The sequence below is a fragment of the Pseudomonas sp. NFACC51 genome, assembly GCF_900103575.1.
Lineage (GTDB): Bacteria > Pseudomonadota > Gammaproteobacteria > Pseudomonadales > Pseudomonadaceae > Aquipseudomonas > Aquipseudomonas fluorescens_Q.
The window spans coordinates 673972-698417 of record NZ_FMXH01000001.1 but is presented as its reverse complement, the minus strand read 5'-3'; the positions used below and the strand labels follow the sequence as shown (position 1 = coordinate 698417).

General features: G+C 59.2%; 31 protein-coding genes. 4 read left to right on the top strand and 27 right to left on the bottom strand.

All coding sequences use genetic code 11. The annotated features are described in order from the left end of the window. The 3 genes from BLT00_RS02970 to yghU are packed head-to-tail and all read left to right on the top strand — an operon-like array spanning nt 1 to nt 2986. Entirely contained in the window at nt 1–1341 is a 1341-nt protein-coding gene (locus tag BLT00_RS02970) for a diguanylate cyclase (RefSeq protein ID WP_092141954.1), read from the top strand. A 26-nt stretch (nt 1342–1367) separates the two neighbouring features. Further along, on the top strand, nt 1368–2102 hold the full coding sequence (locus BLT00_RS02965) for a substrate-binding periplasmic protein (protein ID WP_092141957.1): 735 nt from the start codon (nt 1368–1370) through the stop codon (nt 2100–2102). 44 nt (nt 2103–2146) lie between these two features. After that, entirely contained in the window at nt 2147–2986 is an 840-nt protein-coding gene (gene yghU, locus BLT00_RS02960) for a glutathione-dependent disulfide-bond oxidoreductase (RefSeq protein ID WP_092141960.1), read from the top strand. Between the two features lie 25 nt (nt 2987–3011). Here yghU and BLT00_RS02955 read toward each other — a convergent pair whose 3' ends face one another. From BLT00_RS02955 to BLT00_RS02835, 25 genes are all read right to left on the bottom strand, one after another. Then, nucleotides 3012–4538: an FAD-dependent monooxygenase gene (locus BLT00_RS02955; RefSeq protein WP_092141963.1), complete on the bottom strand. Its 1527-nt coding sequence runs from the start codon at nt 4536–4538 to the stop codon at nt 3012–3014. Between the two features lie 464 nt (nt 4539–5002). Continuing rightward, a complete protein-coding gene (locus tag BLT00_RS02950) occupies nt 5003–5716 on the bottom strand; it encodes a sigma-70 family RNA polymerase sigma factor (protein WP_092141966.1) in 714 nt (237 codons plus the stop codon). 19 nt (nt 5717–5735) lie between these two features. Beyond that, nucleotides 5736–6458 carry a flagellar type III secretion system pore protein FliP gene (gene fliP / locus BLT00_RS02945; RefSeq protein WP_175456199.1) on the bottom strand — a complete coding sequence of 241 codons (723 nt, stop codon included), beginning with the start codon at nt 6456–6458 and terminating at the stop codon, nt 5736–5738. Between the two features lie 10 nt (nt 6459–6468). Then, the gene (locus BLT00_RS02940) at nt 6469–6813 is read right to left on the bottom strand and encodes a hypothetical protein (protein WP_092141972.1); all 345 of its coding nucleotides are present in this window, start codon (nt 6811–6813) and stop codon (nt 6469–6471) included. Next, the gene (locus BLT00_RS02935) at nt 6810–7115 is read right to left on the bottom strand and encodes a FliM/FliN family flagellar motor switch protein (RefSeq protein ID WP_072338974.1); all 306 of its coding nucleotides are present in this window, start codon (nt 7113–7115) and stop codon (nt 6810–6812) included. The genes BLT00_RS02940 and BLT00_RS02935 overlap by 4 nt, the downstream gene beginning before the upstream one ends. A gap of 15 nt (nt 7116–7130) precedes the next feature. Further along, the gene (locus tag BLT00_RS02930) at nt 7131–7868 is read right to left on the bottom strand and encodes a FliM/FliN family flagellar motor switch protein (protein ID WP_256572743.1); all 738 of its coding nucleotides are present in this window, start codon (nt 7866–7868) and stop codon (nt 7131–7133) included. A 3-nt stretch (nt 7869–7871) separates the two neighbouring features. Beyond that, complete coding sequence (flgF, locus tag BLT00_RS02925) at nt 7872–9050, bottom strand: flagellar basal-body rod protein FlgF (RefSeq protein ID WP_072338976.1); 1179 nt, start codon at nt 9048–9050, stop codon at nt 7872–7874. Then, entirely contained in the window at nt 9050–9472 is a 423-nt protein-coding gene (locus tag BLT00_RS02920; RefSeq protein ID WP_013693099.1) for a flagellar hook assembly protein FlgD, read from the bottom strand. Before BLT00_RS02920 ends, flgF begins: the two co-directional genes overlap by 1 nt. Beyond that, a complete protein-coding gene (locus tag BLT00_RS02915) occupies nt 9462–10235 on the bottom strand; it encodes a hypothetical protein (RefSeq protein ID WP_256572539.1) in 774 nt (257 codons plus the stop codon). The genes BLT00_RS02920 and BLT00_RS02915 overlap by 11 nt, the downstream gene beginning before the upstream one ends. Next, entirely contained in the window at nt 10225–10686 is a 462-nt protein-coding gene (locus BLT00_RS02910) for a hypothetical protein (protein ID WP_092141978.1), read from the bottom strand. Before BLT00_RS02910 ends, BLT00_RS02915 begins: the two co-directional genes overlap by 11 nt. Beyond that, nucleotides 10676–12028 carry a FliI/YscN family ATPase gene (locus tag BLT00_RS02905; RefSeq protein WP_092141981.1) on the bottom strand — a complete coding sequence of 451 codons (1353 nt, stop codon included), beginning with the start codon at nt 12026–12028 and terminating at the stop codon, nt 10676–10678. The genes BLT00_RS02910 and BLT00_RS02905 overlap by 11 nt, the downstream gene beginning before the upstream one ends. Continuing rightward, complete coding sequence (locus BLT00_RS02900; RefSeq protein ID WP_092141984.1) at nt 12006–12731, bottom strand: FliH/SctL family protein; 726 nt, start codon at nt 12729–12731, stop codon at nt 12006–12008. The genes BLT00_RS02905 and BLT00_RS02900 overlap by 23 nt, the downstream gene beginning before the upstream one ends. Next, nucleotides 12718–13170 (bottom strand): hypothetical protein, encoded by a 453-nt coding sequence (locus BLT00_RS02895; protein ID WP_072338983.1) that lies wholly within the window; start codon nt 13168–13170, stop codon nt 12718–12720. The genes BLT00_RS02900 and BLT00_RS02895 overlap by 14 nt, the downstream gene beginning before the upstream one ends. Before the next feature lie 4 nt (nt 13171–13174). Next, nucleotides 13175–14551: a flagellar basal-body MS-ring/collar protein FliF gene (gene fliF, locus BLT00_RS02890; RefSeq protein WP_092141987.1), complete on the bottom strand. Its 1377-nt coding sequence runs from the start codon at nt 14549–14551 to the stop codon at nt 13175–13177. A gap of 3 nt (nt 14552–14554) precedes the next feature. Next, on the bottom strand, nt 14555–14860 hold the full coding sequence (fliE, locus tag BLT00_RS02885; protein WP_072338987.1) for a flagellar hook-basal body complex protein FliE: 306 nt from the start codon (nt 14858–14860) through the stop codon (nt 14555–14557). A gap of 1 nt (nt 14861) precedes the next feature. Beyond that, nucleotides 14862–15257, bottom strand: a complete 396-nt coding sequence (locus tag BLT00_RS02880) for a flagellar basal body rod protein FlgC (RefSeq protein ID WP_013693091.1) — start codon at nt 15255–15257, stop codon at nt 14862–14864. Between the two features lie 2 nt (nt 15258–15259). Then, on the bottom strand, nt 15260–15637 hold the full coding sequence (locus BLT00_RS02875; RefSeq protein WP_072338989.1) for a flagellar biosynthesis protein FlgB: 378 nt from the start codon (nt 15635–15637) through the stop codon (nt 15260–15262). Between the two features lie 9 nt (nt 15638–15646). Continuing rightward, nucleotides 15647–16756, bottom strand: a complete 1110-nt coding sequence (locus BLT00_RS02870; RefSeq protein ID WP_072338992.1) for a flagellar basal body P-ring protein FlgI — start codon at nt 16754–16756, stop codon at nt 15647–15649. Then, nucleotides 16753–17331, bottom strand: a complete 579-nt coding sequence (locus BLT00_RS02865) for a flagellar basal body L-ring protein FlgH (RefSeq protein ID WP_083569069.1) — start codon at nt 17329–17331, stop codon at nt 16753–16755. Before BLT00_RS02865 ends, BLT00_RS02870 begins: the two co-directional genes overlap by 4 nt. Further along, nucleotides 17318–18016 (bottom strand): flagellar basal body P-ring formation chaperone FlgA, encoded by a 699-nt coding sequence (gene flgA, locus BLT00_RS02860; protein WP_092141990.1) that lies wholly within the window; start codon nt 18014–18016, stop codon nt 17318–17320. The genes BLT00_RS02865 and flgA overlap by 14 nt, the downstream gene beginning before the upstream one ends. 5 nt (nt 18017–18021) lie before the next feature. Then, entirely contained in the window at nt 18022–18795 is a 774-nt protein-coding gene (locus tag BLT00_RS02855) for a flagellar hook-basal body protein (protein WP_069970903.1), read from the bottom strand. Between the two features lie 15 nt (nt 18796–18810). Further along, a complete protein-coding gene (locus BLT00_RS02850; RefSeq protein WP_072338996.1) occupies nt 18811–19521 on the bottom strand; it encodes a flagellar hook-basal body protein in 711 nt (236 codons plus the stop codon). Next, a complete protein-coding gene (locus BLT00_RS02845) occupies nt 19518–21602 on the bottom strand; it encodes a flagellar biosynthesis protein FlhA (RefSeq protein WP_072338998.1) in 2085 nt (694 codons plus the stop codon). The genes BLT00_RS02850 and BLT00_RS02845 overlap by 4 nt, the downstream gene beginning before the upstream one ends. Beyond that, on the bottom strand, nt 21599–22672 hold the full coding sequence (locus BLT00_RS02840) for an EscU/YscU/HrcU family type III secretion system export apparatus switch protein (RefSeq protein ID WP_092141993.1): 1074 nt from the start codon (nt 22670–22672) through the stop codon (nt 21599–21601). The genes BLT00_RS02845 and BLT00_RS02840 overlap by 4 nt, the downstream gene beginning before the upstream one ends. Next, the gene (locus BLT00_RS02835) at nt 22669–23340 is read right to left on the bottom strand and encodes a flagellar biosynthetic protein FliR (protein ID WP_256572748.1); all 672 of its coding nucleotides are present in this window, start codon (nt 23338–23340) and stop codon (nt 22669–22671) included. Before BLT00_RS02835 ends, BLT00_RS02840 begins: the two co-directional genes overlap by 4 nt. Here BLT00_RS02835 and BLT00_RS32035 point away from each other — a divergent pair. Continuing rightward, nucleotides 23261–23437, top strand: a complete 177-nt coding sequence (locus tag BLT00_RS32035) for a hypothetical protein (RefSeq protein ID WP_256572750.1) — start codon at nt 23261–23263, stop codon at nt 23435–23437. The genes BLT00_RS02835 and BLT00_RS32035 overlap by 80 nt on opposite strands. Here BLT00_RS32035 and BLT00_RS02830 read toward each other — a convergent pair. Together BLT00_RS02830 and BLT00_RS02825 are read right to left on the bottom strand one after the other, a co-directional pair. Further along, on the bottom strand, nt 23434–23724 hold the full coding sequence (locus BLT00_RS02830; RefSeq protein WP_256572540.1) for a flagellar biosynthetic protein FliQ: 291 nt from the start codon (nt 23722–23724) through the stop codon (nt 23434–23436). The genes BLT00_RS32035 and BLT00_RS02830 overlap by 4 nt on opposite strands. A 254-nt stretch (nt 23725–23978) precedes the next feature. Beyond that, entirely contained in the window at nt 23979–24269 is a 291-nt protein-coding gene (locus BLT00_RS02825) for a DUF3077 domain-containing protein (RefSeq protein WP_072339003.1), read from the bottom strand. Between the last annotated feature and the right edge of the window lie 177 nt (nt 24270–24446).

Sequence of the window (24446 nt, the reverse complement as noted above, 5' to 3'; positions counted from 1 at the left end):
ATGGATGCCAATTTTCGTACGGCCTCCTCACAACCACAGACCAAGGCGTTCAGCTCCCTGGGACGCCGCCTGGTACTGGCAACGCTGTTGTTCTGCCTGCTTTTTACCCTGGTGATGGTCACCTGGCGTACCTGGATGGCCTGGGAAAACAACCTGGCGGAAATGAATTCGGAGCTGGCCCTGATCGACCAAGTGTTCCAGAACACCCTGGCCCATGCCATTTGGGAACTGGACCGTGAATCCCTCGACCAGCAAATCGCCAGCGTCGCCATGGCAGCACCCGTGGGACGCCTGGTGCTGAACATCCTGCGCCCCGGGCAAGCGCCTGAAGTCATCGAACTCAATCGATACCCCGTCGCTCAATCGGGCGTGGTGCCGGTGCTGCATCGCCAACTCATCGCGCAGCCCTACGCCGGGGCCCATGAAAAGGTCGGCGAGCTGACCATCGAAGGCGACAATAACCTGCTGTGGGAGCGCCTCTGGGGCGAAGCACGCAGCATCGTCATCACTCAACTCATCCAGTCCCTGCTGCTGGCCGGGTTGATCATGACCGTGTTCAACCGCCTGGTGACCGTGCATGTGGTGCACATCGCCCGGCACCTGGGCGAACTGGCGCCGCAAACCCTCAAGCGTCACCTCAAGCTGCAACGGGCGGTGCGGCGCCAAGACGAGCTGAGCCTGCTCGAATGCCAGGTGAATACCCTCCAGGACAACCTGCGCGCCCATTTGGAGCGCCAACATTCGGACGAACTGGCGCTTGCCGCCAGCCGCGACCAAATGGCCGAACTGGTCGAGGCCCGCACCGCAGAATTGAAGGCGGCCAACCAGGCCCTCGAAGCACTGTCACGTCACGATGATTTGACGGGGCTGGCCAACCGTCGCTATTTCGACGAGTTGAAGGAGATCGAGTTTCGCCGGGCGATCCGCCACAAGACCCCGCTGGCGGTGCTCATGTGCGATGTCGATTTCTTCAAGATCTACAACGACACCTACGGCCACATGCAGGGCGACTTGTGCTTGAAAGAGATCGCCGAGACCCTGCGCAGCGTGTTCGGCCGCTCTGGCGAACTGACTGCGCGCGTGGGTGGCGAAGAGTTCGTCGTGGTCCTGCCCAACATCGACGCCGCCCAGGCCTGCGAGGCCGCCCAACGTTTGCGTGCAAGCCTGGCGGAACGTGAACTGCCCCACAGCGGCTCCAAGGTATCGCCGTTTGTCACCGTAAGCATCGGCGTCGCCGAGCTGGACCCGGAGACCATGGACCATTTCGATCAACTGCTGCAACGCGCCGACCAGGCGCTGTACCGGGCCAAACATAAAGGGCGCGATTGCATCGCCCTGTGAACCATCACGTGCCATGAGGTCTGTATATGCACTATCGCCTAATGCTCTGCTCGTGCCTGCTACTCACCTCGATCAGCCTGCAAAGCCACGCCGAGGCGATCGAAGTCGTGACCGAAGATTCCCTCTATGCCTACCAGCGTGACGACAAGGTCGTCGGACCGGGCATTCGCATCGCCGAACAAACGCTGAAAAACGCGCAGCTCACCGACTACAGCCTGTCGCTGTACCCGTGGGCCCGGGCCTACGAAAAGGCGCTGCACGAGCCTAACGTGTTGATTTTCCCGCTGGACCGCACCCCGGCCCGCGAGCAGCTATTCAAATGGGTCGGTGAAATACATCGGGTGGCGAGCCGGCTCTACAAGATGCGCGACAGTAAAGGCATCGCCGTCAACAACCTCGAGGATGCCAAGCAGTACAGCATCGGTGTGGTGCGAAATGACGCCAAGCAGATTTACCTGCAACAGCGTGGGTTTACCCGGCTGGTCATCTCGGCCAACAACCACGACAACTTTCAAAAGCTGCTGAATCACCAGATCCAACTGCTGCCGATGCCGGAGAACACCGCGCGCCTGATGAGCAAGGATGCCCAAGTGGATTTCACTTCCCTGCAAGAGGTCTATACCCTCGACGAGCAACCCCACAGGGTCCACCTGGCGTTCAGCCTGAGCACACCTGACGAAGTCGTCGCCAAGGCCCAGCGCGCTTTCGAGCAGCTCAAGGCTTCCGGTGAAGTAGCGCGGATCATGAACGAACAGCGGTAGACTCTGGGGGATCACATCACAAGCAAACGATGAGGTATGTCCCGATGAGCCAAGCGTCCTACGTTCCGCCCAAGGTCTGGAAAAACGACGCCCCGTCTGGCGGCCAGTTCGCCAGCATCAACCGCCCTATCGCCGGGCCGACTCACGAAAAAACCTTGCCGATTGGCAAACACCCTTTGCAGCTGTATTCCCTGGCCACGCCCAATGGCGTGAAGGTGACCATCCTGCTGGAGGAACTGCTGGCGTTGGGTCATACGGGTGCGGAATACGACGCCTGGCTGATCCGCATCAACGAAGGTGACCAGTTCTCCAGCGGTTTTGTCGAGGTCAACCCCAACTCCAAGATCCCGGCCCTGCTGGACCGCAGCGTGGAACCCGCCATTCGGGTCTTCGAATCCGGCTCGATCCTGCTGTACCTGGCGGAAAAATTCGGCGCCTTCCTGCCCACCGATCCGGCGGGCCGCACCGAAACACTGAACTGGCTGTTCTGGCAGATGGGCTCTGCCCCGTATCTGGGTGGCGGCTTCGGGCATTTCTATGCGTATGCGCCGGAGAAACTCGAATACCCGATCAATCGCTTCACCATGGAGGTCAAGCGTCAACTCGACGTACTGGATCGCCGCCTCGGCGAAAGCCAATACCTGGGAGGCGATGACTACACCATTGCCGACATCGCGGTCTGGCCCTGGTATGGCCAACTGGTGCGCAACAACGTGTACGGCGCCGCCGAGTTCCTGAGTGCTCACGAATACACCCATGTGCAGCGCTGGGCAGAGGCGATTGCCAAACGACCGGCCGTCCTGCGCGGGCAGCGGGTCAACCGCACGTGGGGTGACGAAGCGAGCCAGGTGCCGGAGCGGCATGAGGCTGCGGATCTGGGCTAAGGGCCAATCGCCACACCTGACGCGCTCAAGCCGGCAGCGTCAGGCCCCGGTCGCTGAAGTACCGGCTCAACGTTGCCGCAGACGCTTGGGGATCCGCCAGGGCGACGTAGGTGTCGGGACGCAGCAGATAGGCGGCGTCCCGACACAGCCCGGCTTTATGATGCTCATCCTGCCAGGTGAACGTGTGCAGAGGGATCCGCTGCTGGCGGCTCCAGGCTTTCAGGTCCGCCCGGGCCTCGCCGTAGACGTGCACCTGCCAGCCGATGGAGGCGAGCGGTTCGTAGTTATCGGCGCCCGGCACCGGTACCCAGGGCAAACGGTCACCGCCCAGTACGTCACCGGCCTTGCCGGCACTCAACGGGCTCTCGTGATAATTCAAGGTGGTTTGGGACACCATCCGGAACAGGTACTCACGCACGTTCTCGCTTTTGTAGGCAACACTCGCAAAAAGCGGTGCGATGCGCGTGCGCACGAAGTCGGCAAAATTGCCTTGGGCGGTTGCAAAGGTGAACAGCCGGTCTGTCGTTTCCACAAGCTTTTGCGCAAACGCCTGGCGTTCGGCCTGATAGCTGTCGAGTAACGCGTCTGGTGCCTGTCCCTTCACGACCGCCGCCAGTTTCCAAGCCAGATTGATCGCGTCGAGGATGCCTGTGTTCATGCCTTGTCCACCGGCCGGGCTGTGGACGTGCGCAGCGTCTCCCAGCAAAAACGCCCTGCCCCAGCGGAACTGATCCGTGACGCGATGATGGACCCGGTAGGTGGAAAACCAATTCACGCCATTGATCCTGATGTTCAGACCGTTGATCGCGTCATGGCCAACGTCCTCGAACGTCAGCGTCTCTGGACGTTCCGCGCGCTCGTCGCGAACCGTACCGATCAGGCGATATTGGCCAGTTTCGCCATAGAAAAACGCCAACACGAATTCGGATTTATCAAAAGCGATATGGGCCTCATCCGCAGGCTCGAAACCGCTGGCAGACACGTCCGCCACATAGAACAGCTGCTTATAGGTGCCGCCCTCGAAGCCGCTTCCCACCTGATGACGCACGAGCGAACGCGCGCCATCGCAGCCTGCGAGGAAAGCAGTCGTCAGCACTTCTTCGCGGCCATCGGCGTGTTTCAAGCGCGCGATAACGTAGTCGCCACGGTCCTCGAAGGACAGCAGTTCGGTCTGCCGCTCGACTTCGAGGCCCAGGGACTGAAGCTGTTCGACCAACAACCGCTCATGACGATCCTGGGGGTATATGAGGACAAAAGGATAAGGCGATACATCCCCGCCAGCCTCCACCAGAGGAATCCGCGCCTTGCGTTTGCCCCGGGCCCACATGTTCATGGCCGGGGTCTTGTACCCCGCTCCGATAACCGCATCGGCCATGCCGAGCTGGCGATACAGCTCAAGTGTGCGGGCCTGGACGGCCATGGCACGCGAGGTTTCCCCCGGCCCGCTGCTCTTGTCGACAATCCTGACAGCAAGCCCCTGCCGGGTGAGCCACAAAGCCAGGACCAATCCCGTAGGACCGGCTCCCACAATGAGAATGTCCGTTTGCGCCATGTTCGTGCCTCTGGAGAAGTGATGACTCTGGAGGCATTTAATGATGGTCGAGGAAGGCCGAATGTCAACGAACGAGCGGCGTGCGAGCTGACTGCAGGGGTTCTGTGATCACTGTGGCTACTGTGGGAGCGGGCTTGCTCGCGAAAGCGTCATGACCGTCAACATCGAATTCGCCTGACACACGCGGCCCGATGACCATGAAAAAAGCCAATGCGCCGATCAGCAAAGGCAGGAGGTTCAAGGCTCTGCCTTGCCCAACGGCTTCATTGCCTCGCCTGCTACGCAATACAACACAGCGACCAAGTCTGGGTTTGCAAACCGTCGTGGAATCCAAGTGCGCCTGATTTGCGTGCAGTGCTGCTGAGTCAATTGTCTTACTTTTTTTATAGTGTTTTCTTAGGTTTCGCCGATCCAACGGCATCTGCTGCGACTTTGCCCGCCCCTCCTACTTCACCCCACCGATGCTACCAACTATCCCCGGCCATTAATCTTGCATGGCTTATCCGAATATTTTTCAACGCCTGGGCGTGCAATTGGGAAACGCGTGACTTCGAAACACCCATGAGTTCACTGATCTCGGTAAAACTTAAATGCTGGTGATAGTGAGCTTGGATAACCCGCTGTTCGTTCGCCGAAAGAAGCTTCACGCACGCCTCCAGCGTGTCGCTCTCACGCTCAACTTCGTAGAGGCTTAGGGGGTTATTGTCCTTGGGTTCCGGATCAACGATCCCAGATTCCAAAAACAGCCCGAACGCCAAGCCAATAGCGACGTTCGCCACCTGCTCCAGATCGGACTCCGCTCGCCCCTCCTCTTGCATGCCGGAAAGACTCTCCAACCGCTCTCGGTAATAGCGCCGTCGATCACTTACGTAACAGGACAAGCCCTTGAGAACGCTACCTCTCACATAAGGTTCGGCATAGGACTGGAAACGCGTGCCCAACCCCGGATTAAACCGGTCAATGGCCTGCAGAAGACCAATCGAGGCCAGGTTCACATAATCCCCCCACTCAGCCAACGGATGCGGGTAGCGAGAATACAAAAGCCCGGCAATCATCCGAAGCCACTGGCCATAAAAAAAGAACAACCGACTCCTGGCCGCCTCTGTTTTGCTGTCCAGCCAGTCGCGCCACAACGCCTGCTCGTCATCGCCTTCATTGCTGGGCTCATCCGTCACCATGGAAGGCTGCACCTTTGCCCTAGCCGAGATTGCGCATCAACGTCTGGGCAATCAGGCCCCAACCGTCGATCAACAGAAACAGCATGATCTTCAATGGCAAAGAAATCGTGATGGGGGGCACCATGATCATCCCCAGCGACATCAGGATTGACGCCACCACCAAGTCGATGATCAAGAACGGCAGGAAGATCATGAAGCCGATCTGAAAAGCCAGTTTCAGCTCGCTCAACATGAATGCCGGCACCAGCTTCACCGAGGACAGCCCTTCCGGTGCTTGTGGCAGCGGATCCTTGGCCAATTCATAAATCAGTCGCAAATCCTCTTCATGGGTCTGCCTGATCATGAAATCGCGGATCGGCACCCAACCTTGCAACGCGGCACCGTCAAGCCCTACTTTGTTCGCCAGGAATGGCTTGATGCCTGCGTCATAGGCTTTTTCCAAGGTTGGAGCCATGGCAAACAACGTCAAGAACATCGACAGTACGATCAACACGATATTCGGCGGCGTCTGCTGCAACCCCAATGCCTGCCTGGTCAACGACAACACCACAATGTTGCGCGTGAACGTGGTCAGGGAAATGACCAAAAACGGCAGGAACGACAGCGCCGTCAACAAGGCCACAACGCTGACCGGCGATTGAATCTGATTGATGTGCAAACTTCCCCATTCAGAAAAGTCATCCGCGGCTGCCGCCAAGGGAGCAAAGCCGCTGAGCACCAGGAACAGCAAGCGGCGAGTCATATCGAATACTTCAAGGGCAGACATCCAACGCAGAGGATGAGGGTTGTTCTGGCAAGAGGGTCACGGTCGCTCCATTTGAAGATTCAGTGACCAGGACCTCAGACGTTTCGGTCTTGAGCAGATACACCTTGGTCTTGGTTGACAATCGCACAGCGCGTACACAATGCAACTCGGTCAGATCCGCTAAAGGTTTGCCGGTGCCCACTTGACGTCGCGCATACCAACGCATCACGCCGTAGACCACGGCCAATAAAACAGCCGTAATCAGCATCACTTTGATCATCAACACAAACGACAGCGGATCATCCTGCCGTAACGCTAATCCAAGCGGTTGGGCTACGGTTTCAGACGTCACAGTATTTCCGTCAACTGAATGCCAAAGTTGTCATCGACTGCCACCAGATTGCCCCGGGCAACCGGTTTACCGTCCAGGCACAGCGACGCCGGTTCATGGACCTGCTCCAACAGCTTGACCACGTCGCCAGCCTTCAGCGCGAACAACTCATCCACGCTCATGGAGGCGTGACCGAGCTGCACCACCAATTCCACGACCACATGCTTGATCAAATTCATGTCTCGCTTGATCAGCGGTGACTGCCCGTCGTTGGCCGCCATCCGGGCTTCTTCCAGCTCAATCGCATCTACCGTTGCCGTCACACCAACACTCCTGATTCATTCATGGGAAATCAACTGCACGGCGACTTGACCTTGCTGCTTAGCCAAGTAGCCACTCGCGATCGCTGGGCCTTCGGCCAGCTGTAGCGAGACCGGATCGGCCAGCAATGCACTGGCCCGTAAGGTGTCCCCAGGACGCAAGTCCTGCATCTCGCCGATGGAGAGGCTTGCCAAGGGGATATGCACCGACAACTTCACCCGAGCGTTACCCAAGGCGTGCTTACGCTCAATCAACGACGTGCGCGCAACGGGCTTCTCAAGCGCAGCATTGAACAATGCCGCATCCAGCGACAAATGCAGCGTCGATTGACCGACGCGCAGTTGCAGCAATACCTGGGCACTGAGTAAACCCCAGGACGGCCGGGGTGACTCGGCGGTTAAATGGGAGACGCCGCTTTGCCCGAGGACCTCAAGCACATCATTGATCAGCGCCAATTGTGCTTCGCGTACCAGATGGCTCGCGGTTTCGTCCTCGGGCGCGTCATGCATGAAAGGACCAAAGATCATCGAAGCCCCATCACCTGCCAGGCTGATTGAGCCATTGACGGATTTGGCGCTCTGCCAAGCCAGTGTCGATGCCCACTCACTTGAATCATCCAGGGCCGAACAGCTCACTTCGCAGGTGTGGTGTGCATCCGGCATGCACCACTGCTCAAACCAGTGCCTGGCCACGGCCGGTAATCGCTCGCAGGCCATGCGCAGACGAGTCGTGCCGACAAAACCCAACATCCTCATTGGTCAGCCCCCTCTCGTTCCGTTGTACAACTGCTCCAGCATTTCATTGGAGACCGTCATCACCCTTGAGCTGGCCTGATACCCGCGCTGGATAATCAGAATGTCTCCAAACTCCTGGGCCAGATCGACATTGGACAATTCCAGGTAACCACCCTGGACACGCCCAAACTGCTTCTCCCCCGCGCGGCCGAACTCGGCCTTCATGGAAGAAGGTGCGTGGTAGAGCGAATTGGCGCCCGCGATCAAGGCACTTTCATCCGCGAAATCCGCCAGCGCCAATTGGCTGCCATCACGTTTCTCGCCGTTGGCGTAGGTGAATTTAAGGATGCCCTTCTCATCGAATGCGAAGCTATTCAGGCCGGCGACTGCGCTACCGTCGACCACACGCGCACCCAGTGTATGGCTCGGTCCGCTGGCGACCTGGGAGGCCAAGTTGAAGCTACCCGGTGTTCCGAAATCCAGCACGATGCTCTGGATCTTGCCATTAACCGTCAACGGGACCGACAACGTGTTGAAACCGGTAGCGGGGCTGCCATCGATACCGAAGGCGATGGTGCCGGTCTGCAACTGAACGCCGCTCGCGTCGGAAACCGTGACACTCCAGCTATTGGCGGGCGTCGTTTTCGGTTCGAACTTTACGCTCAGGGTATGGCTCGCACCGGTCGAGTCGAACACCTGGATAGCGTTGATCTGATGGGTCGCCTCCGTAGTACCGGTACGAGCCAAGGCCCCCACCATCTCGACTCGGGTGGTCGCCTGCGGCGGCAAGGTGCGCTGCCCCTGGATATTGATATCGCGCAGATTCCCGGACGAGTCGATACCCGCAATGCGCTGCTGGCTGATGGTATCGACCAGATAGCCGTCCTTATCCACCTCGAATTGCCCGGCGCGGGTGTATGACAGCGCTCCCTGCTCATCGCGAAGAACGAAATAGCCGGCGCCATTGATCGCCACGTTGGTGTTATTGCCTGTCTGGCGGTTCTCACCCGGCTTGATACGGACTTGGGTACCGGCGATGCCTGAACCAAAACTCTGGCCATCCTGTCCGTTGACGGCGCGAAAAAAAGTATCGCTGCCCCTGTAGCCTGGCGTGTTCATGTTCGACACGTTGTTGGAGACGTTATCCAAGCCCTTGGCGAAGGAAAACAGGCCACTCATTCCATTAAAGAAAGCTTGCAGCATTACGCCCCCTGCCTGACCAGTTTGATTTGTGACAGCCGCACGTCAGTGAGGACCGTACCGTCGGTTCGTTTGACGGACAGCACCGGCCCGGTCGATGAAAACGCAATCGCCGTCACTGAGCCAATCGCCGTTCCCCCCGTGGTGATGCTGACTTCAACTTGGCGCCCCAGCAGGCCCAGGGACTGCGAAGTGGCATTCATGGACACCAGGTTGTCGGTGTTTTCGTTGGTGATCCGGGTTTGCTCGAGGTTGGCGAACTGAGCCATCTGCGCCAGGAACTCACGATTGTTGATCGGCTCCAGCGGATCCTGAAACGTCAACTCCGTCAAAAACAACTTGATGAAATCTTCCTGCCCCAGACGGCTCTGGGCCAACTCCGACGTGGTGGAACTCAGCTCATTACCGATCGCTTCAACGGCCATCGTATTCACCTGTGTAATCGTTCGAAAGAGGCGATGCGCGCCAGACCTGCTGACCGTTGAGCCAGATCTGCTGCGGGCGTTCAGACATCGATGAGGCCCGGCGAGCGAGCTCTTCTATCAGCTCATCGCGTTCTTGCGCGGTGAGCCGGTAGTCACGTACCAACAACTCAAGACCTTTACCTCGAGGCAGGAACTGAAAATGTCGATCCGGCCATTTCCCATTCAAATAGCTCAATAGCGGCTGACCGGTGGAGTCCTCTGTGCCCTGCTGCTCGATGGTAACGGGCTCGATCCGGGGTCTATCGGAGCCTTGTGCCAGGACAGCACCGGGCGTGGAGGAAATCGCCGAGGTCGTCGACAAAGCGCTGGAAGGGGCTGAATAGGCTTGCTCAGTGTCGATTGAAGCAACGCTGTGCACTCCCGGCTCCGCCAGGAATGTATCGGGCAGATAAGACAGGTGATGCCCGGCGTGCGCACCCAGCGCATACAGCTCAAGCGCCTCGGCAGTCATGGACGTTGACGCGCCGATGGAACGCAATTGCACAACCCGCGCCAGATCCGCGTCAGCAATGGCGGAGTGCACCAGTCGCTGTTCTGACATCACCTGAGGGTTGCGCTGCTGACCTGTGCTCTCGTTTGAGGCGGGTGATTGATCATGCAGGCCTATTTTTCGCTCGAAGTCCTTGGCCTGTGTGTCACGAGCGGGAGGACGTTGCTGATCCGCCGCCATGGTCCACAACGATGCCCCTACTTTAACGGCCATGTCCCATCCCCTGAGCTTGCTGTGCATCAAAAATGTCGATGGCTTCGTATTCGCGCGCCGCTTTATCCAGCAGCACCTGCAGTCGATCCTTGGCCTTGTCGATCAGGTCTTCGTTCACTTTGCACTTGAGCAGCTGTGACATGGCCGAATGCGACAGGCTTCGCGCCTCGATGACGGGCTGATGCGCGGCTTCAAGTCGCTGAAAAGCGGCTGTCTGCGCCAATAGGCGTTGTTCGTGCTGGGAGGGATCGAGCGTGGCGCCAATGCATCCCGACGCTTCATGGTGCGCCTGGACGCTGTCGTAGCGTACCTGCTCCACCCTCAACCGATGCTCGGCTTGGGCCAACTCACGGAGACTGCGGTTGTAGGCGAGCTGCGCCCTTTCCCGCTGCATGGCACGCAAACGAGAGGCCGCATTCAATTGCCGCGACTTGCGCCACTCATCTTGCATCGTTCACCCCCTTGCCCAGCCGCTGGAACAACTGATGAACCGTTTGCCAGGTGCTTGATGCGGAGAAATGTTCTTGCGGGGTTTGCTGCAACAACGCATCGAACTCGGGCTTCAAGTCGATCATGGTGTCCAGCAGCGGCTGTGAGCCCTTTTCATAGGCGCCCAGTTCGATCAGGTCCACGCTGTTCTGATAATTGCCAAGGGCTGACCGCAGGCGCTCGACTTGGGTTTTGCGCTCTTGGGTATGCAGGGTGCCCACCAATCGACTGATGCTGTGCAACACATCGATGGCCGGCCAATGCCCACGGGCCGCCACACTGCGACTCAAGACAATATGCCCGTCGAGAATGGCACGCATATGGTCAGCCACGGGCTCATTCATGTCGTCACCCTCGACCAGTACCGTATAGACCCCCGTAATGGAGCCTTGCCCATACAACGCCCCAGCGCGCTCCATCAGCGGCGGTAACAGGGCAAATACCGAAGGTGTATAGCCTCGGCTCCCCATGGGTTCGCCCGTCGAGAGTCCGATTTCACGCTGGGCCAGGGCAAAACGGGTGATCGAGTCCATGATCAGCAGCACATGCTTGCCTTGGGCCCGGAACCATTCGGCGATTGTCGTCGCCGTGTAGGCTGCCTGGCGTCGCAGAACCGCCGGTTGCTCGGCCGCCGCAGCGATCACCACAGCCTTTTTCAAACCCTCCGGCCCCAGGCTGTCGCGAATGAAATCCCCTACCTCGCGACCACGCTCGCCGATCAAGGCGATCACGATCACATCGGCTTCTGCATATTTGCTCATCATGCCCAGCAAGGTGCTTTTGCCCACGCCACTGCCGGCAAAAATACCCATCCGCTGGCCGCGCCCAAGCGGTGTGAAGACATCGACGGCTTTCACTCCGGTGAGCAGCGTGGTGTCGATCGGCGAACGGTGCAAAGGATTGATCGGCGCCACGAATCGCGGCATCCGCGTCAGCCCTTCAGGGGCCGGCAAATCATCCAGGGGGTTGCAGGTCGCATCCAGGACACGTCCCAACAGACTGGCCCCCACGGGAACCGTGTAAGGGGTTCCACGGGCATGGACTTCGCTAGCCAGGCATAAACCATCCACCGGGCCATAAGGCATCAACAGGGTAGATTCACTGCGCAAGCCGACCACCTCAGCCGCGATGGCTTCGCCACCACGAGCCGGGTGGATGTCGACCAACTCACCCAGCCGGACATCCAGGCCGGTGGCGTGCAGCACCATGCCCTGAATCGAACTCAAACGGCCCATCCGCCGACAGAGTCGGGCCTGGGTAAGCTGCGTCAACAGTCGATGCTCAAGCCCCTGCCACACGGCCATCTCCCCCGTTCAACACGGCTGCGACATTCGCCAGTTGCGTTTGCATACTGACATCCAATTGACCGCCGCCGAAGTCGATCAGGCAGCTACCTGGAGAGGCCTGCGGATCGACCTGAAACGACGCCAATAGTGCGTCATCCGGCGCCAGCCGAAGCAACGTTTCGTAATCGCCACGGGCAACACGAATCCGCAGTGGACCGACCAGTTGATATTCTTCGATGGCCCGCCTCGCCAGGTCGGCGATTAACGGACGCGTTTCGGCATGCAGGTCTAAAAGGCGTGTTACCACCGCCAGCGCGAGCCGTCCTACCGAGGGCTCCATGGCTACCATCAACTGTTTCCGTTGCGCCCCCAAGGCTTCAATCAAGCGTGCGAGTTGAAGGCGTTCCGTTTCGAGCGCGGTACGCAAGGACGCCTCCTTCTTCAGCCACTGCTGCTCCTGATGCGCCAGGGCCGCGCTCAGTTGCGTACGGGCCTGCTTGCTGCCTTCCAATAACCCCCTCTCGAGACTCTCTCGCTCTATTTCCGCGAGCTCCAGCGCGAAGGTCTCGCGCAACGCCTGCTTCACATCCGGTTGACGCTCTTCATTGGGCGAGGTGTTCGTCTGGACATTGGCGCCAAGGGTTGGCAGGCGTCGAGTCCCCAGGTTCTGGGAAGGTTGACGCAACACCGTCGACGACAGGGGCGGCTTAGGCGTGCTCATCGCCTGCCTCCTGGGCATCCATCCGGGTCTTCAAACTATTCATCAGTGCCGGAGGCAGGATCTGCTTGGCAAATTTGCCATCCCATCGACGAATCTCACTGCTGTTGGCCAGGCCACCCAACACTTCACGGCGTGCAGTGGATGTCTCCAACTGAAGGACCAACGCGCTCCAAAACGGATGTGTCGCTTTCGAAAGCCTGGCCTTGATAGGTGCAGTGTCAAGCGTCGTGCGGGCTGCCGATGGCGCTACTGCCAACTCGCTCATCAAGGCCGCGACAACGGAAGGATCGTTGCTCAATCCCAGAAGATTGATTTCTTCCAATAGCACCTCAACCTGGCGCCGCTCCTCAGGTTCCAGCCGCGCCAGAATCCACTCACGGTCTTCGGCATGAGAACAGGCAAGGCGAATAGCCGCTTTACGAAGCGCTGAGAATTCCATGACCTTAACGCCCCTCCAATAGCCAGCGGCGCAGGTCCACCAGCAATTGCTCGCGCTCGACTGATGTCAATCGCGGCACCGTGGCAGGGACCGAAACAGACTTGCGTCGTCCTTTTACCCAAAGCAGCAACAGAGCGATCGCCAAGGCAGCCATCGAGCCGATACCCAACCAGCGCGCCCATGGCAACGACAGCTCAGCATCGACGGGGGCAGGCAACTGCGCGCTGCTCACCGGCACCGGCTGCACCGAGGGCTCAGCTACCGGCGTTGTTTCTGGCACGGGCATATCGGGGATGTACACCATTACCAAGCGATCGCCCCGCTTGAGATCCAGCCCCAGCGCCGCTTCAAGCAACGCCTGGATATCTTTCATTTGAGCGTCCGACACCGGTGTGCTGAGCACCACACCAACGGTAATGCGCTCGATTTTGCCAGCCGCATGCTCGGTTTCAGCACGCGCCTTACCCACTTCGTAATCGATTTCCCGGTTGTTCTGGGAACGCTTGCTCGTGGACTCGCCACTGGAGTTCTCGGTGGACTCCGTGCGTTTTTCACGACGCATTTTGTTCGTCAGCGGTTGCTCGCTGATGGATTTGACACGGTCAAAGTTCATCAGCACCCGCACAGACACATCGACGCCACGATGACCGAGCGGGCGCGCCAGCAATTCTTCGGCCTTCAGTTTGAGCGCCTGCTCGACCTGGGCCGTCAACTGCAGATGCTCCGGCGCCGCCGCTGCGCCATCGGAAGCACTGAGTACCTGCCCGTCTTCGTTGAGCACCGATACGCGCTCAAGCGTCATGCCCTCCACCGCTGACGACACCAGTTGCTGAATACCCCTGACTCGCTGCGGCATCAACGTCCCCGCCGAACGCAGACGCACGATCACCGATGCCTTGGGTGGTTCTTCCGCCTGTTGGTAGAGGCTGGTTTTCTTGAACGTCAGGTGCACACGGGCATATTCGACTTCGGACATGCTCATGATCGTGCGCGCCAGTTCCCCTTCCATGGCCCGTTGGTAGTTGATTTTCTGGCTGAACTCCGACATACCGTAGTCGGCCTTGTCGAACAACTCGAACCCCGTGCCGCCACGGGTCGGGATACCCGCCTCAGCCAGATACATACGGGCAGAGGCCGCATGATCGGCCAGGACTTCAATCGCACCCTGCTGCGTATTGATCCGATAGGGCACATGCCGTTGGCTCAATGTAGCCAGGATCTGGGCCTGGGACGCCTCGTCGGCGTTTCTGTACAACGCCACGTATTGCGGTCGGATCACCCACCACGCCGACACGGCCAACAGGCCGACAATCAGCAAGGCACCCATCAGAAAGACGCGAGTACGACCCGCCAGGAACGAGGACACCGGTTGATTCTCCATGGCTTAGATCTGCAACCGCGTGAGTTCCTGGTAGGCATCTACCAGACGGTTGCGCACCTCCACGGCCAATTGCAGCGACAGCTTCGCTTGCTCCATGGCCATGACCAGATCGTGAGGCGCAATGTTGTCGCCCAGCGCATAAGCCGACAGCATCTCGCTGGCCTGGCCGGTTTGTGCATTCAGTTGGGTGGCACCCGATTTCAGCAATTCGACAAAGTCGGTGCCCTGAGGCCCCATCGGTCCGTCCGCCAAGGCAGCGGCCGGTGTAAGGTCGGGGGTCAATGCGATAGGCGCAATGGCGGCGGTCATGTCACTTTCCAATTTCAAAGGCTTTGAGCGTCATTTCACGCAAGCTGTTGTAGGAGCGGATATTGGCTTCATAGGCACGGGTAGCCGATACCAAGGTCGCCATCTCCCTGGCGGCTTCGATGTTGGGGTAATGCACCATCCCATTCTGGTCAGCCATGGGATGGCTCGGTTCATGGACCAAGCGGCTGTCGCTACGTGCTTGAGCGTGAACGCGGGGCTGCTGCAACCCCAGTTGGCCGGCAAAGCTGGTCGGAGGCGATACGCTGAGCAACGGTGAGCGTTCGCCCGGTCCTATTGCCACGTTGGCGATCGCCAGGTTGTAGCTGGCGACTTCTGCCCGCGAACGCTCATAAGCCATGCTCCCGCGAACGATCTCGCTGATGTTGTCCAAAGGCATCTTCAGCGACCTCCCCGGATAGCCAGCTGCATCAATGCGAACTGGCGTGATACACCGTCTGCCAAGGCTTGGTAGCGACCGCTCGCGGCGGACATCTGCGCCACTTCACCATCCAGTGCCAATGGCGCGCCCGGCGTATAGCTTTGCAAATACGGTGTGAGTTCGCTGTCCTGCAGCGAACGCAACGATTGGGCGAACAACTCAGGGTCGTTGTGTAAACCGCGCAAGGCGGCCATCGGCTCGTAGCCGTTGAGGCGCATGGCCTTACCCCCCGGAACGTTGGCCATGGCGATGTTGTGAGCCGCGACTTTCGCCCGCAATTGCTCCAGGCTCATGGCGAAGCGCACGGTCTCTATTGCAAGATTCATATCGGTTGACATCAATCTTCCTTATTGAACGATGAGTTCAGCGTGCAGAGCGCCCGCCTGTTTGATGGCTTGCAACACGGTGATGACTTCTCGCGTGCTCAATCGAACCTGATTGAGGGCTTTCACCAGATCTCCCACCGTCGCGCCTTCGGCCAATTTCACCGGGCCGTGTTCTTCTTCATTCACCGTCAGCTCGGTGTCAGGCACGACCACGGTACCGACACTCGGCCCGGTGCGGGCGACCCACGAGGGCTGCGACACCTGGAACTTGGTGCTGATCACGACACTCAGCGAACCCTGGGAAATGCTCACCTCGCCCAATCGGACATTGGCGCCCGCGACCACTGTGCCGGTGCGTTCGTTGACCACCACCCGGGCGGCATAATCCGGTGCGACTGAAACGTTCTGTACCCGCGAAATCAACCGCGGCACGGTCATGCCCGCTGACACGGGCACTTCCACTTTAGCGGCATGCACGACACGCACACCGGCCACACCCAACTCGCGACTCAAGGCATCGGCAATACGTTGCGCGGTGGTGTAGTCCGGCTCGTTGAGAATCAGCACCAGTTTTTTCGAAACCTCATCGTTTTCCGAAAAGGCCGAACGTTCGACACTGGCGCCGCGGGGTATACGCCCGACGGTCGGATGGTTCTTCTGCACGGAATTTTCGTTGGCCTCGAAGACATATCCGCCCACCGACATCGGCCCTTGGGCCAGGGCATAGAGCTTTTCATCCGGGCCATACAGGGGGGTCATCAACAAGGTGCCCCCCAGCAGACTGCGTGCATCGCCCAGGGAAGAGACCTCGACGTCCAGCTTGTCCCCGGACTCGCTGAACGAACGCAGGTTGCCGGTGACCATCACCGCCGCCGTGTTGCGGGTATTGAGGTCTCCATCAGCGACATTCACGTTGAAGTTCTTCAGGGTATTGACCAATGACTGGCGAGTGGCCCGATTACGGTCGGTATCGCCGGTGCCGGCCAGGCCCACCACCAGCCCATAACCGATGATGGAATAGTCCCGCACGCCTTGAATGCGCGTCAGTTCCTTGATCCGGACATCAGCCAGCGTCGGCTGCAGCCAAAGGGCGAGCAGCAGGCCCGAGAGCAGTCGAGCAATCATTTTCATAAGATTCGCAGCCACTTGAGCACCCGGAAAACGATGTTCTGCTTCTGCGCATCGGTCACCACACCGTCACCGACGATGTCGATTTGTGCGTCTGCCAGGCGATAGGAAAGCACCGTGTTGTTGTAGGCGATGTCATCGGGTCGAACGAGACCGGTGATACGCACTTGTTGTTTTTCATCGTTGACCGTCACCCGTTGCTCGCCGCTGACGCGCAACAAACCCTCGGGCAGTTGTTCAATGATCCGTACCGAAACGTTGGTACGAATCTGTCCGCTGCGGTTGGTCTGGCCCGTGCCGTTGGTATCGCCTCTCAAGCCCAGGTTCGCTTGATGCGTATTGCTGTCCAGGCCGGTGCGCGCGGAAATATCGGTATTGCTCTCGGCCCCGGTGCCGGCCGCACTTTGCGCCGTGGTCGATTCCACCACCAGCACCGTCAGGGTATCGCCCAAATGGTAGCCACGGCGGTCTCCCGTCAGTGAGCGATAGCCATCGGGGTTGATCAGGCTCTGCGCGCAAGCCATCCCCGGCAGCAACAGCATCACCAGCCCAGCCTTGCGAACGTTACGGGTCGACATGAACCTCTCCTTTACCGGCAACCACCGCCAACAGGCTCGACTCGGCGCCGTCCAACATCACCGGTACGCGTTCTCCCAACACACCCGGACGCAGTGCCTTGCCTTCGGTGCGCAGCATCAGGCCCGGGCCATAGACCACCACGGTCACCGGGGCGTCGCGGTACACCAAAGGCTCGGCCTTGAGATGACGCTTGAGCACCGGCATGCCGGCATTGACCGATTGCGTCAGCCATTGCCCTGCAAGGTCATTGGGCAGATCACCGGGCGACATTTGCGCCGCTGCCAGGTCCACCCGCTCCAACCGGGGCTGAGCATCGGCCACCATCTGGTCGGCTCGCCCGTTGCGGCCATAGACCCACGCCTGTTTCCAGGCTTGGACCTTGAACCACACCGTCACCACGCTCGGCCGCTCATGTCCGCACACCGTGCCGCTCAAAGCAACGGACACCCGGCTGCGAATGCCCTGGCTCAACAGCCGGATCTGTGGATGCGCCATGGCCGGCAGCTCGCCCATGGGCGTGAGCTGCAGCTCAACCTCAGGCGTGGCCAACTGCGCCTGGATACGTTGGGTGGCCATGCTCAAGGCTTGATTTGCCGCCGAATCGCAAGCGGCATCGGACGCCGCCTGGGCATAACCCGCGCTGGCGAGCCACAGCCCGAGTCCGGCCAACCAATGGATATTCATGAGGTTCAACGACGCAGGTTGTTGATGGTTTCCAGGATCTGATCGCTGGCTTGCAGCAATCGCGCGTTCATCTGATAAGCGCGCTGGGCCAGCACCAGCCCGCTCATCTCGTCGATCAGGTTAACGTTGGACATCTCGACGTAGCCTTGCAACAACACACCCTGACCGTCTCGACCCGGCTCGGCATAAATGGCTTCGCCACTGGCCTGCGTCGGTCGATAGAGGCCGTCGCTGAGCTTCGTCAACGCTTCGGCGCTGGCGAACTTGGCCAATTGCACCTGTCCAACGCTGATGATTTCTCCTGTCTCGGTAATAGTCGCCTGGACTTCCCCGTTCTGCTTGATCACCAAGTTGCGTGCGTCCGGCGGTACGCGCAGGTCGGCCGTCAGCGTCTGCCCGTCCGGCATTGCCAGTTGCCCTTCGCTGTCGAGATGGAAACGTCCCGCGCGGGTGTAGGCCAGCTCGCCCGTCGGCAACGCGACTTCAAAGAACCCATCGCCCTGGATGGCCAAGTCCAGCGCGTTGCCACTTTCGCGGACAGTGCCCGGGCTGAAGACCTGACTCGGCTGCGAAGCCTGGATACCTGCGCCAGTCAGCAAGCTCTCGGTCATGCCACCGCCATCATCGCGTGTCCCAACCTCGCGAACCATGTCGTGAAAGTCCACCTGGCTGCGCTTGTAGCCAATGGTCTGCATGTTCGCCACATTGTTCGAAATACTGTCGATCCATGCCTGGTTCGCGGTCAGCCCGGAGCTGGCAATACTTAATGAGTCAATCACAAGCACATCCCTTGATCAGTTCTTGCCAATTTGGTTGATACCGCTGTTGAGCATGCCGTCGTAGGCCGACAGCGCTCGCTGCATGGTTTCGACATGCCGCGACACTTCCATCATCTTCACCATGTCGGCGCCCATGGCGGCGTTCGAGCGCTCCAATAGCCCCTGATGCACCACGAAGCTCTTGGCGGGTGTGATCCCGGTACTGGCCGCGTATAACCCATCCCCAACGGCCAATAGCTGCTGCGGATTGTCGACGCGCACAATACTCAGGCGCCCTACCGGTCGATCAGCGACACTGACTTCCCCGCTCGCGTCGATCTTGAGCACCCCATCCGCCACTTGCAGCGGACCGTCATCGGCCAATACCGGATAACCCGCCTTGCTGACCAGATAACCGGCCTTGTCGACCTGGAAACGCCCGTCACGACTCAACAACACACCGCCCGGCGTCTTTATCGCAAACCAGGCATCCCCTGACAGCGCCAGGTCGGTGGCCCGCCCGGTGTGTTGCAACGCACCGCCGTCGGTGCTGATCCAGGTCTGCGCCTGAATGTCGTCTAGCCCACCTGCAACGCCCGGCCCGGCCACGTTCGACGCCATGACATTGAAGGTGCGCTCGGCCTTGTAGCCAACGGTATTGGCATTGGCGACGTTCTGCGACACGGCTTTCAGGTGATCGACATCGCGCTGGATGACCCCAGCCAGTTGCATGATCAAATCGCTCATGGGGACTCCAGGCTGGGGAAACCGGGCAGGTCAATCATGCCTGCCGAGGTCACGCGGGCGTGCTGCCCCACTTCATTGACCGAGAGCACCGCCATGTGCGGCACGGCTCGCGCCATGAAGGCCCGCAAGACCCGTCGCAATGGCGCCGCACACAACAGCACCGGTTGCTTGTTGCCACTGAGCTGGCGTTCGGCTTCCCGGGCGACGGTGGTGACAAATCGCTCCAGTTCCTGGGCCGGCAACAACGCCGATTGCAAGCCTTCGCGAGGACGCGAGGCCGCCAGCATGTAGCCTTCCAATTGCGGTGCGATCGTCAACACGTTGAGCTCGCCGTTCTTGTCGACCAACCGCTCATACAATGCCGCGCCCAGGCGCTCGCGCACCCGTTCGACGAGGTCTTCGGCGCTCTTGTTGCTACGCCCCGCATCCACCAGCACTTCGAGAATGGTCTCAAGGTTGCGGATAGACACCTGCTCGCGCAGCAACAGTTGCAGCACCCGCTGGATATCCGAGTAACTGAGGACTTGGGGCACCAGTTCGTCCACCAGGCTGCCCAAGCCGACGCGCTTCTTCTCGATCAACCGCTCGGTCTCGGCACGGGTCAGAAACTCCGGCGCATAGCGGCGGGCCAGCTCGGACAAATGGGTCAACAGCACGGTGTCGGGCTCGACCAGGGTGTACCCCGCCGTGCGCGCCTGGGCCCGTTGCGCCACCTCGATCCAGAGCGCCTTGAGCCCGTAGGTAGGCTCTTTGGTGGCACGCCCTTCGAGCACCAGCGTTGCGCCACCGGGGTTGATCGCCAGTAACTTATCGAACTCCAACTCGCCTGCCGCAATCACCGCGCCCTGTACACAAACCTGGTAAGTGCCACTGGCCAATTTCTTATCGGCATGCACGTTGAGCGATGGCAAGGCAAAGCCATAATCCTTGGCGAACTGCTTGCGCAGGTTTTCGATACGCAGGCTCAAGGTACTGGTGGCTGCCAGGACGTGAGTCGCGAGGTCAGCGCTCAACCGCAGTTCAAACGCATCGGTGTTCATCAATGCGTAGACATCATCGGACTCGCTGTCTTGCCCTGTCAGCACGTCCTTCTGGGAGTCCTCACCAACGCTGGCCTTGTCCCGCAACTTGCGGTAGGAAAACCACGCCGCCGCGGCAAACGCGCAAAACAGCATCATCAGCGGAATCAAGGGCAATCCTGGCATCATCGCCAGGAACAGGGTGACCAGCGCCACCACCACCAGGGTCTTGGGATAAGCCGAGACCTGTCGCCCCAATTCAGGGCCCAGGCGCGCATCCGTCGCGGCGCGGGTGATGATGATGCCCGCCGCCACGGCAATAATCAGTGACGGAATCTGCGTCACAATGCCGTCGCCAACCGTCAGCAACGTATAGTGATGCAGCGCATCGCCCCAACTCTGGCCCTTTTGTAGGATACCCACCGAGAGGCCGCCGATGATATTGATCGCAATGATCACAATGCCGGCAATTGCATCGCCCTTGACGAACTTGGACGCGCCGTCCATAGCCCCGTAGAAGTTCGACTCACGCTCCAACTGGCTGCGTCGGCGCTTGGCTTCTTCCTGGTCGATGATGCCCATGTTCAGGTCCGCGTCGATGCTCATCTGCTTACCCGGCAACGAGTCCAGGGTAAAACGAGCGGCGACCTCGGCCACCCGTTGGGCGCCGCTGGTGACGACCACGTACTGCACCACCACCAGGATCAGGAAAATCACGAAACCAATGACATAGTTGCCACCCACCACGTGGGTGCCCACGGCCGCGATGACCAGCCCCGCATCACCATCGGTGAGGATCAGCCGCGTCGCGGAGATATTCAGGGCCAGGCGAAACAACGTGGTCATCAGCAAGAGCGACGGAAAGGTCGAAAAGCTCAACGGCTTATCAATGTCGAAGGTCACCAGCAACACCATCAACGCAACAGCAAAGTTGGTCAGCAGCAGCAAATCCAACAGCCAGGTAGGGATCGGCGTGAACAACACCAGCAAAATGCCGATAACCGCCACAGCCAGCAGCAGATCGCTGCCCTCGGAAAGCAGGCGTGACAAGAGTGGCTTCATGGCGAAAGCACCTTATTGCCTGGCAGTGCGATGACCCAGCGATAAATCCGCGCCACGTCGGCCTGCGTCGAATCCGGAATCGCCGAATCGACCCGTGCCAAGGCATGCAGCGCCCGCGCCAAGGGCGGACGACGCAAAATCGGTACCTGGTGTTTCCTGGCAACATGGCAGATACGTCGGGCATGCAGGCCGCGTCCCATGGCGAGCACCTTGGGCGCGAGCATGCTGGACGGTCGGTATTGCAAAGCCACCGCGTAATGAGTCGGGTTGGTAATGATGACGTCGGCATCCTTGACCTGCCCCAGCGCAGCGGCCTTCTTCAACAGCGCCTGCTGGATACCTTTGCGCTTGGCACGTACTTCAGGGTCACCTTCGCGGCGGCGATGTTCGTCCTTCGTTTCCCGGCGACTCATACGCATCTGCCGCCCGAACTCACGCCGCGAATACCAGATATCAAACAGCGCCGCGGCCGCCATCACCGCCAATACCGTAAACCCCAACTGCATCAGCAATTGTTTGCCGGCCTGCGGCAACTCCAGGGGAGAGATCGTCGCCATGCCCAACAACTGCGGCAGCACGCTTTGGAACAGGTAATACAAGACCAACGAAAACAACGCGCCCTTGACCAGCACCTTGATCAGCTCAACGAACATGCGTCGCGAAAAGAGTTTCTTGAGGCCCTGGATCGGATGGAGTCGTTTGAAATCGGGCTTCAAGGCCGTCATTGAAAACACCGGGCCACTGAACAACAGGTTCGTCAGGATCGCCATCAGCACCAGCGCACCAATCAACGGCAACAATCCGTACACCACTTGTCGCAGGCTATAGCCGCCCTGCTCGCCCAGGTAACCAAAGCCCTGCCCCAACTGCCCGGCATTGCCCAGCCACCAATGGGTGTGAGCAGCAATGACACTTGCTAACGGGTAGGCGATGGCCGAAAAAACCATCAGGAAGGTCAACAACATGATGAAGGACAACAGATCGGGGCTGCGAGGCACCTGCCCTTTCTTGCGCGCCTCTTCGAGTTTGTAGGGCGTGGCCTCTTCGCTCTTGTCCTGCTGATCGCTCATTGCACACCTGCCGGTGACAAGGCAAACCGCAAGGCGTTTTCAATCAGCAGCGGCAGACGCTGCACGATCATCGGCAAGGTCAGGATAAAAATGAACATGCCCACGCCCAACTTGAGGGGCAAGGACAGGAAATAGACATTGGCCTGGGGCATGGAACGGGACAAGAACGCAAACGCCACATCGATCAGCCACAGCCCGAGAATCACCGGCACGACAATCATGAACGCCAGCAAAAACTGCTGCGTCATGACCGTCGCCAAAGACACGGACAGCGTGCTCAGCGACACACTGCCGGGCGGAACCGCCACCAGCAACTGAGCGAACACCCTGAGCAAATCGTGATGCAGATTGAGCACGACAAACAGCGCACCCAACGACCAGACCAACAGCTCGGCCATCAGGCCGGTCATGTTAGAAGTGCCCGGATCAAACACCCCGGCCGCATTCAAACCGATTTGAGTGTCGATCAACTTACCCGCCATATCGACACCGGCATGAGCGGCATGAAAACCGAAGGCCATCAACACACCCAGCAGCAACTCGCCCAACACCACGGGCAGCGTGAATACAGGGGCCTGGGTGAGCGTCATGCTGCCGACCAACACGGCGGACAGCGCCAGTGCCAAGATCAACCTGACAGTCAACGGAATGCGCGAAAAAAATAGGATCGGCGAAACCACCACGAGCGGAATCAACCTGACCGACACGAGAAGCGCATTGAGGAAGAAGGATGTCAGCACAAACTCACACCAAAAACGCTGCTAGAAGCTAGCGGCCTGAGTTAATGCACTGAGTGCGAATTGTTTGAGGACCGTCAGCATCCAGCCTCCAAAGACCAGCAACATGACAACTGTCACGATCAGTTTTGGGATGAAGGTCAGGGTCATTTCCTGGATCTGGGTCGCGACTTGCAGAATGCTGACCGCAAGGCCGACGATCAGAATGGCCAGGAGTAACGGAGCAGCCACCATTGCGGAGGTTAGAAGCGCTTCTTTGAGCGCGTAGAGCATGAAATCCTGCGTCATCCATAACCCCAACTGAACTTGATCCAAGGTGCACTCTGGGCGCGCCATAGCCTGAATGGCAGATCGCCATGGTAGCGATATAGTGTCATGGGATGCAACAGGATGTTACGTGGCAGGGACGAATGGTGGCGGGAGTAGGCTTGAATAACGAGAGAAATCCGGGAAAGGAACCGAGGAAAGACCACGCTTAGAGCTTCTGTAATCGGTCCGCCCCATAATCGTGGTCTACCCCGCTTTTCCCCGTTCCGGCGAATCTAATGCTTGCTGTCTCGACGTGTCCGTTAGCTATTGGAGTGTTTTGATCCCTCAGGTCTAACCGTCATGACTTTCACTACATCATCAATCACTGCTTTGCTCATCTCCATTAAATAATGAGCGGCCCAGGCATGGCGGTCCGTTTTCCTTTCGAAAGTGGCGTCCTCTGCAAGCCTGTAAGCGAGATGCAAGAGATCTGACGCTTGTTGCAACGCTTCAGTTAACGGAACACCGCCGTTAACGCGGAACAGCGGACGGTCGGAGCAATAATGGAATGGGGTGTAGCCGATAGTTTTTGCTTCTGCTTGTTCGGTCATTTGCTATCTCCACTGACTGAGATGCAGCGGGACCGCGATACAGAGTTGCGGAGCAGATGAGGCCGTTTTCTTGATCTATCGATATGCATTGTTCAACTCCCTTGATTCGAAGAGCTGCCGCATCCGTTACCAAGCGAATGGGTGGCAGCTGTGCGCAGGTTGGTAAACCGGGGAATC

What these genes read in the sequence shown, in the direction of transcription:
- BLT00_RS02970 (WP_092141954.1), top strand. Translation starts at nt 1, where the DNA reads ATGGATGCCAATTTTCGTACGGCCTCCTCACAACCACAGACCAAGGCG.
- BLT00_RS02965 (WP_092141957.1), top strand. Translation starts at nt 1,368, where the DNA reads ATGCACTATCGCCTAATGCTCTGCTCGTGCCTGCTACTCACCTCGATC.
- yghU (WP_092141960.1), top strand. Translation starts at nt 2,147, where the DNA reads ATGAGCCAAGCGTCCTACGTTCCGCCCAAGGTCTGGAAAAACGACGCC.
- BLT00_RS02955 (WP_092141963.1), bottom strand. Translation starts at nt 4,538, where the DNA reads ATGGCGCAAACGGACATTCTCATTGTGGGAGCCGGTCCTACGGGATTG.
- BLT00_RS02950 (WP_092141966.1), bottom strand. Translation starts at nt 5,716, where the DNA reads ATGGTGACGGATGAGCCCAGCAATGAAGGCGATGACGAGCAGGCGTTG.
- fliP (WP_175456199.1), bottom strand. Translation starts at nt 6,458, where the DNA reads ATGACTCGCCGCTTGCTGTTCCTGGTGCTCAGCGGCTTTGCTCCCTTG.
- BLT00_RS02930 (WP_256572743.1), bottom strand. Translation starts at nt 7,868, where the DNA reads ATGAGGATGTTGGGTTTTGTCGGCACGACTCGTCTGCGCATGGCCTGC.
- flgF (WP_072338976.1), bottom strand. Translation starts at nt 9,050, where the DNA reads ATGCTGCAAGCTTTCTTTAATGGAATGAGTGGCCTGTTTTCCTTCGCC.
- BLT00_RS02920 (WP_013693099.1), bottom strand. Translation starts at nt 9,472, where the DNA reads ATGGCCGTTGAAGCGATCGGTAATGAGCTGAGTTCCACCACGTCGGAG.
- BLT00_RS02915 (WP_256572539.1), bottom strand. Translation starts at nt 10,235, where the DNA reads ATGGCCGTTAAAGTAGGGGCATCGTTGTGGACCATGGCGGCGGATCAG.
- BLT00_RS02910 (WP_092141978.1), bottom strand. Translation starts at nt 10,686, where the DNA reads ATGCAAGATGAGTGGCGCAAGTCGCGGCAATTGAATGCGGCCTCTCGT.
- BLT00_RS02905 (WP_092141981.1), bottom strand. Translation starts at nt 12,028, where the DNA reads ATGGCCGTGTGGCAGGGGCTTGAGCATCGACTGTTGACGCAGCTTACC.
- BLT00_RS02900 (WP_092141984.1), bottom strand. Translation starts at nt 12,731, where the DNA reads ATGAGCACGCCTAAGCCGCCCCTGTCGTCGACGGTGTTGCGTCAACCT.
- BLT00_RS02895 (WP_072338983.1), bottom strand. Translation starts at nt 13,170, where the DNA reads ATGGAATTCTCAGCGCTTCGTAAAGCGGCTATTCGCCTTGCCTGTTCT.
- fliF (WP_092141987.1), bottom strand. Translation starts at nt 14,551, where the DNA reads ATGGAGAATCAACCGGTGTCCTCGTTCCTGGCGGGTCGTACTCGCGTC.
- fliE (WP_072338987.1), bottom strand. Translation starts at nt 14,860, where the DNA reads ATGACCGCCGCCATTGCGCCTATCGCATTGACCCCCGACCTTACACCG.
- BLT00_RS02880 (WP_013693091.1), bottom strand. Translation starts at nt 15,257, where the DNA reads ATGCCTTTGGACAACATCAGCGAGATCGTTCGCGGGAGCATGGCTTAT.
- BLT00_RS02875 (WP_072338989.1), bottom strand. Translation starts at nt 15,637, where the DNA reads ATGTCAACCGATATGAATCTTGCAATAGAGACCGTGCGCTTCGCCATG.
- BLT00_RS02870 (WP_072338992.1), bottom strand. Translation starts at nt 16,756, where the DNA reads ATGAAAATGATTGCTCGACTGCTCTCGGGCCTGCTGCTCGCCCTTTGG.
- BLT00_RS02865 (WP_083569069.1), bottom strand. Translation starts at nt 17,331, where the DNA reads ATGTCGACCCGTAACGTTCGCAAGGCTGGGCTGGTGATGCTGTTGCTG.
- flgA (WP_092141990.1), bottom strand. Translation starts at nt 18,016, where the DNA reads ATGAATATCCATTGGTTGGCCGGACTCGGGCTGTGGCTCGCCAGCGCG.
- BLT00_RS02850 (WP_072338996.1), bottom strand. Translation starts at nt 19,521, where the DNA reads ATGAGCGATTTGATCATGCAACTGGCTGGGGTCATCCAGCGCGATGTC.
- BLT00_RS02845 (WP_072338998.1), bottom strand. Translation starts at nt 21,602, where the DNA reads ATGAAGCCACTCTTGTCACGCCTGCTTTCCGAGGGCAGCGATCTGCTG.
- BLT00_RS02840 (WP_092141993.1), bottom strand. Translation starts at nt 22,672, where the DNA reads ATGAGCGATCAGCAGGACAAGAGCGAAGAGGCCACGCCCTACAAACTC.
- BLT00_RS32035 (WP_256572750.1), top strand. Translation starts at nt 23,261, where the DNA reads ATGCTGCCGACCAACACGGCGGACAGCGCCAGTGCCAAGATCAACCTG.
- BLT00_RS02825 (WP_072339003.1), bottom strand. Translation starts at nt 24,269, where the DNA reads ATGACCGAACAAGCAGAAGCAAAAACTATCGGCTACACCCCATTCCAT.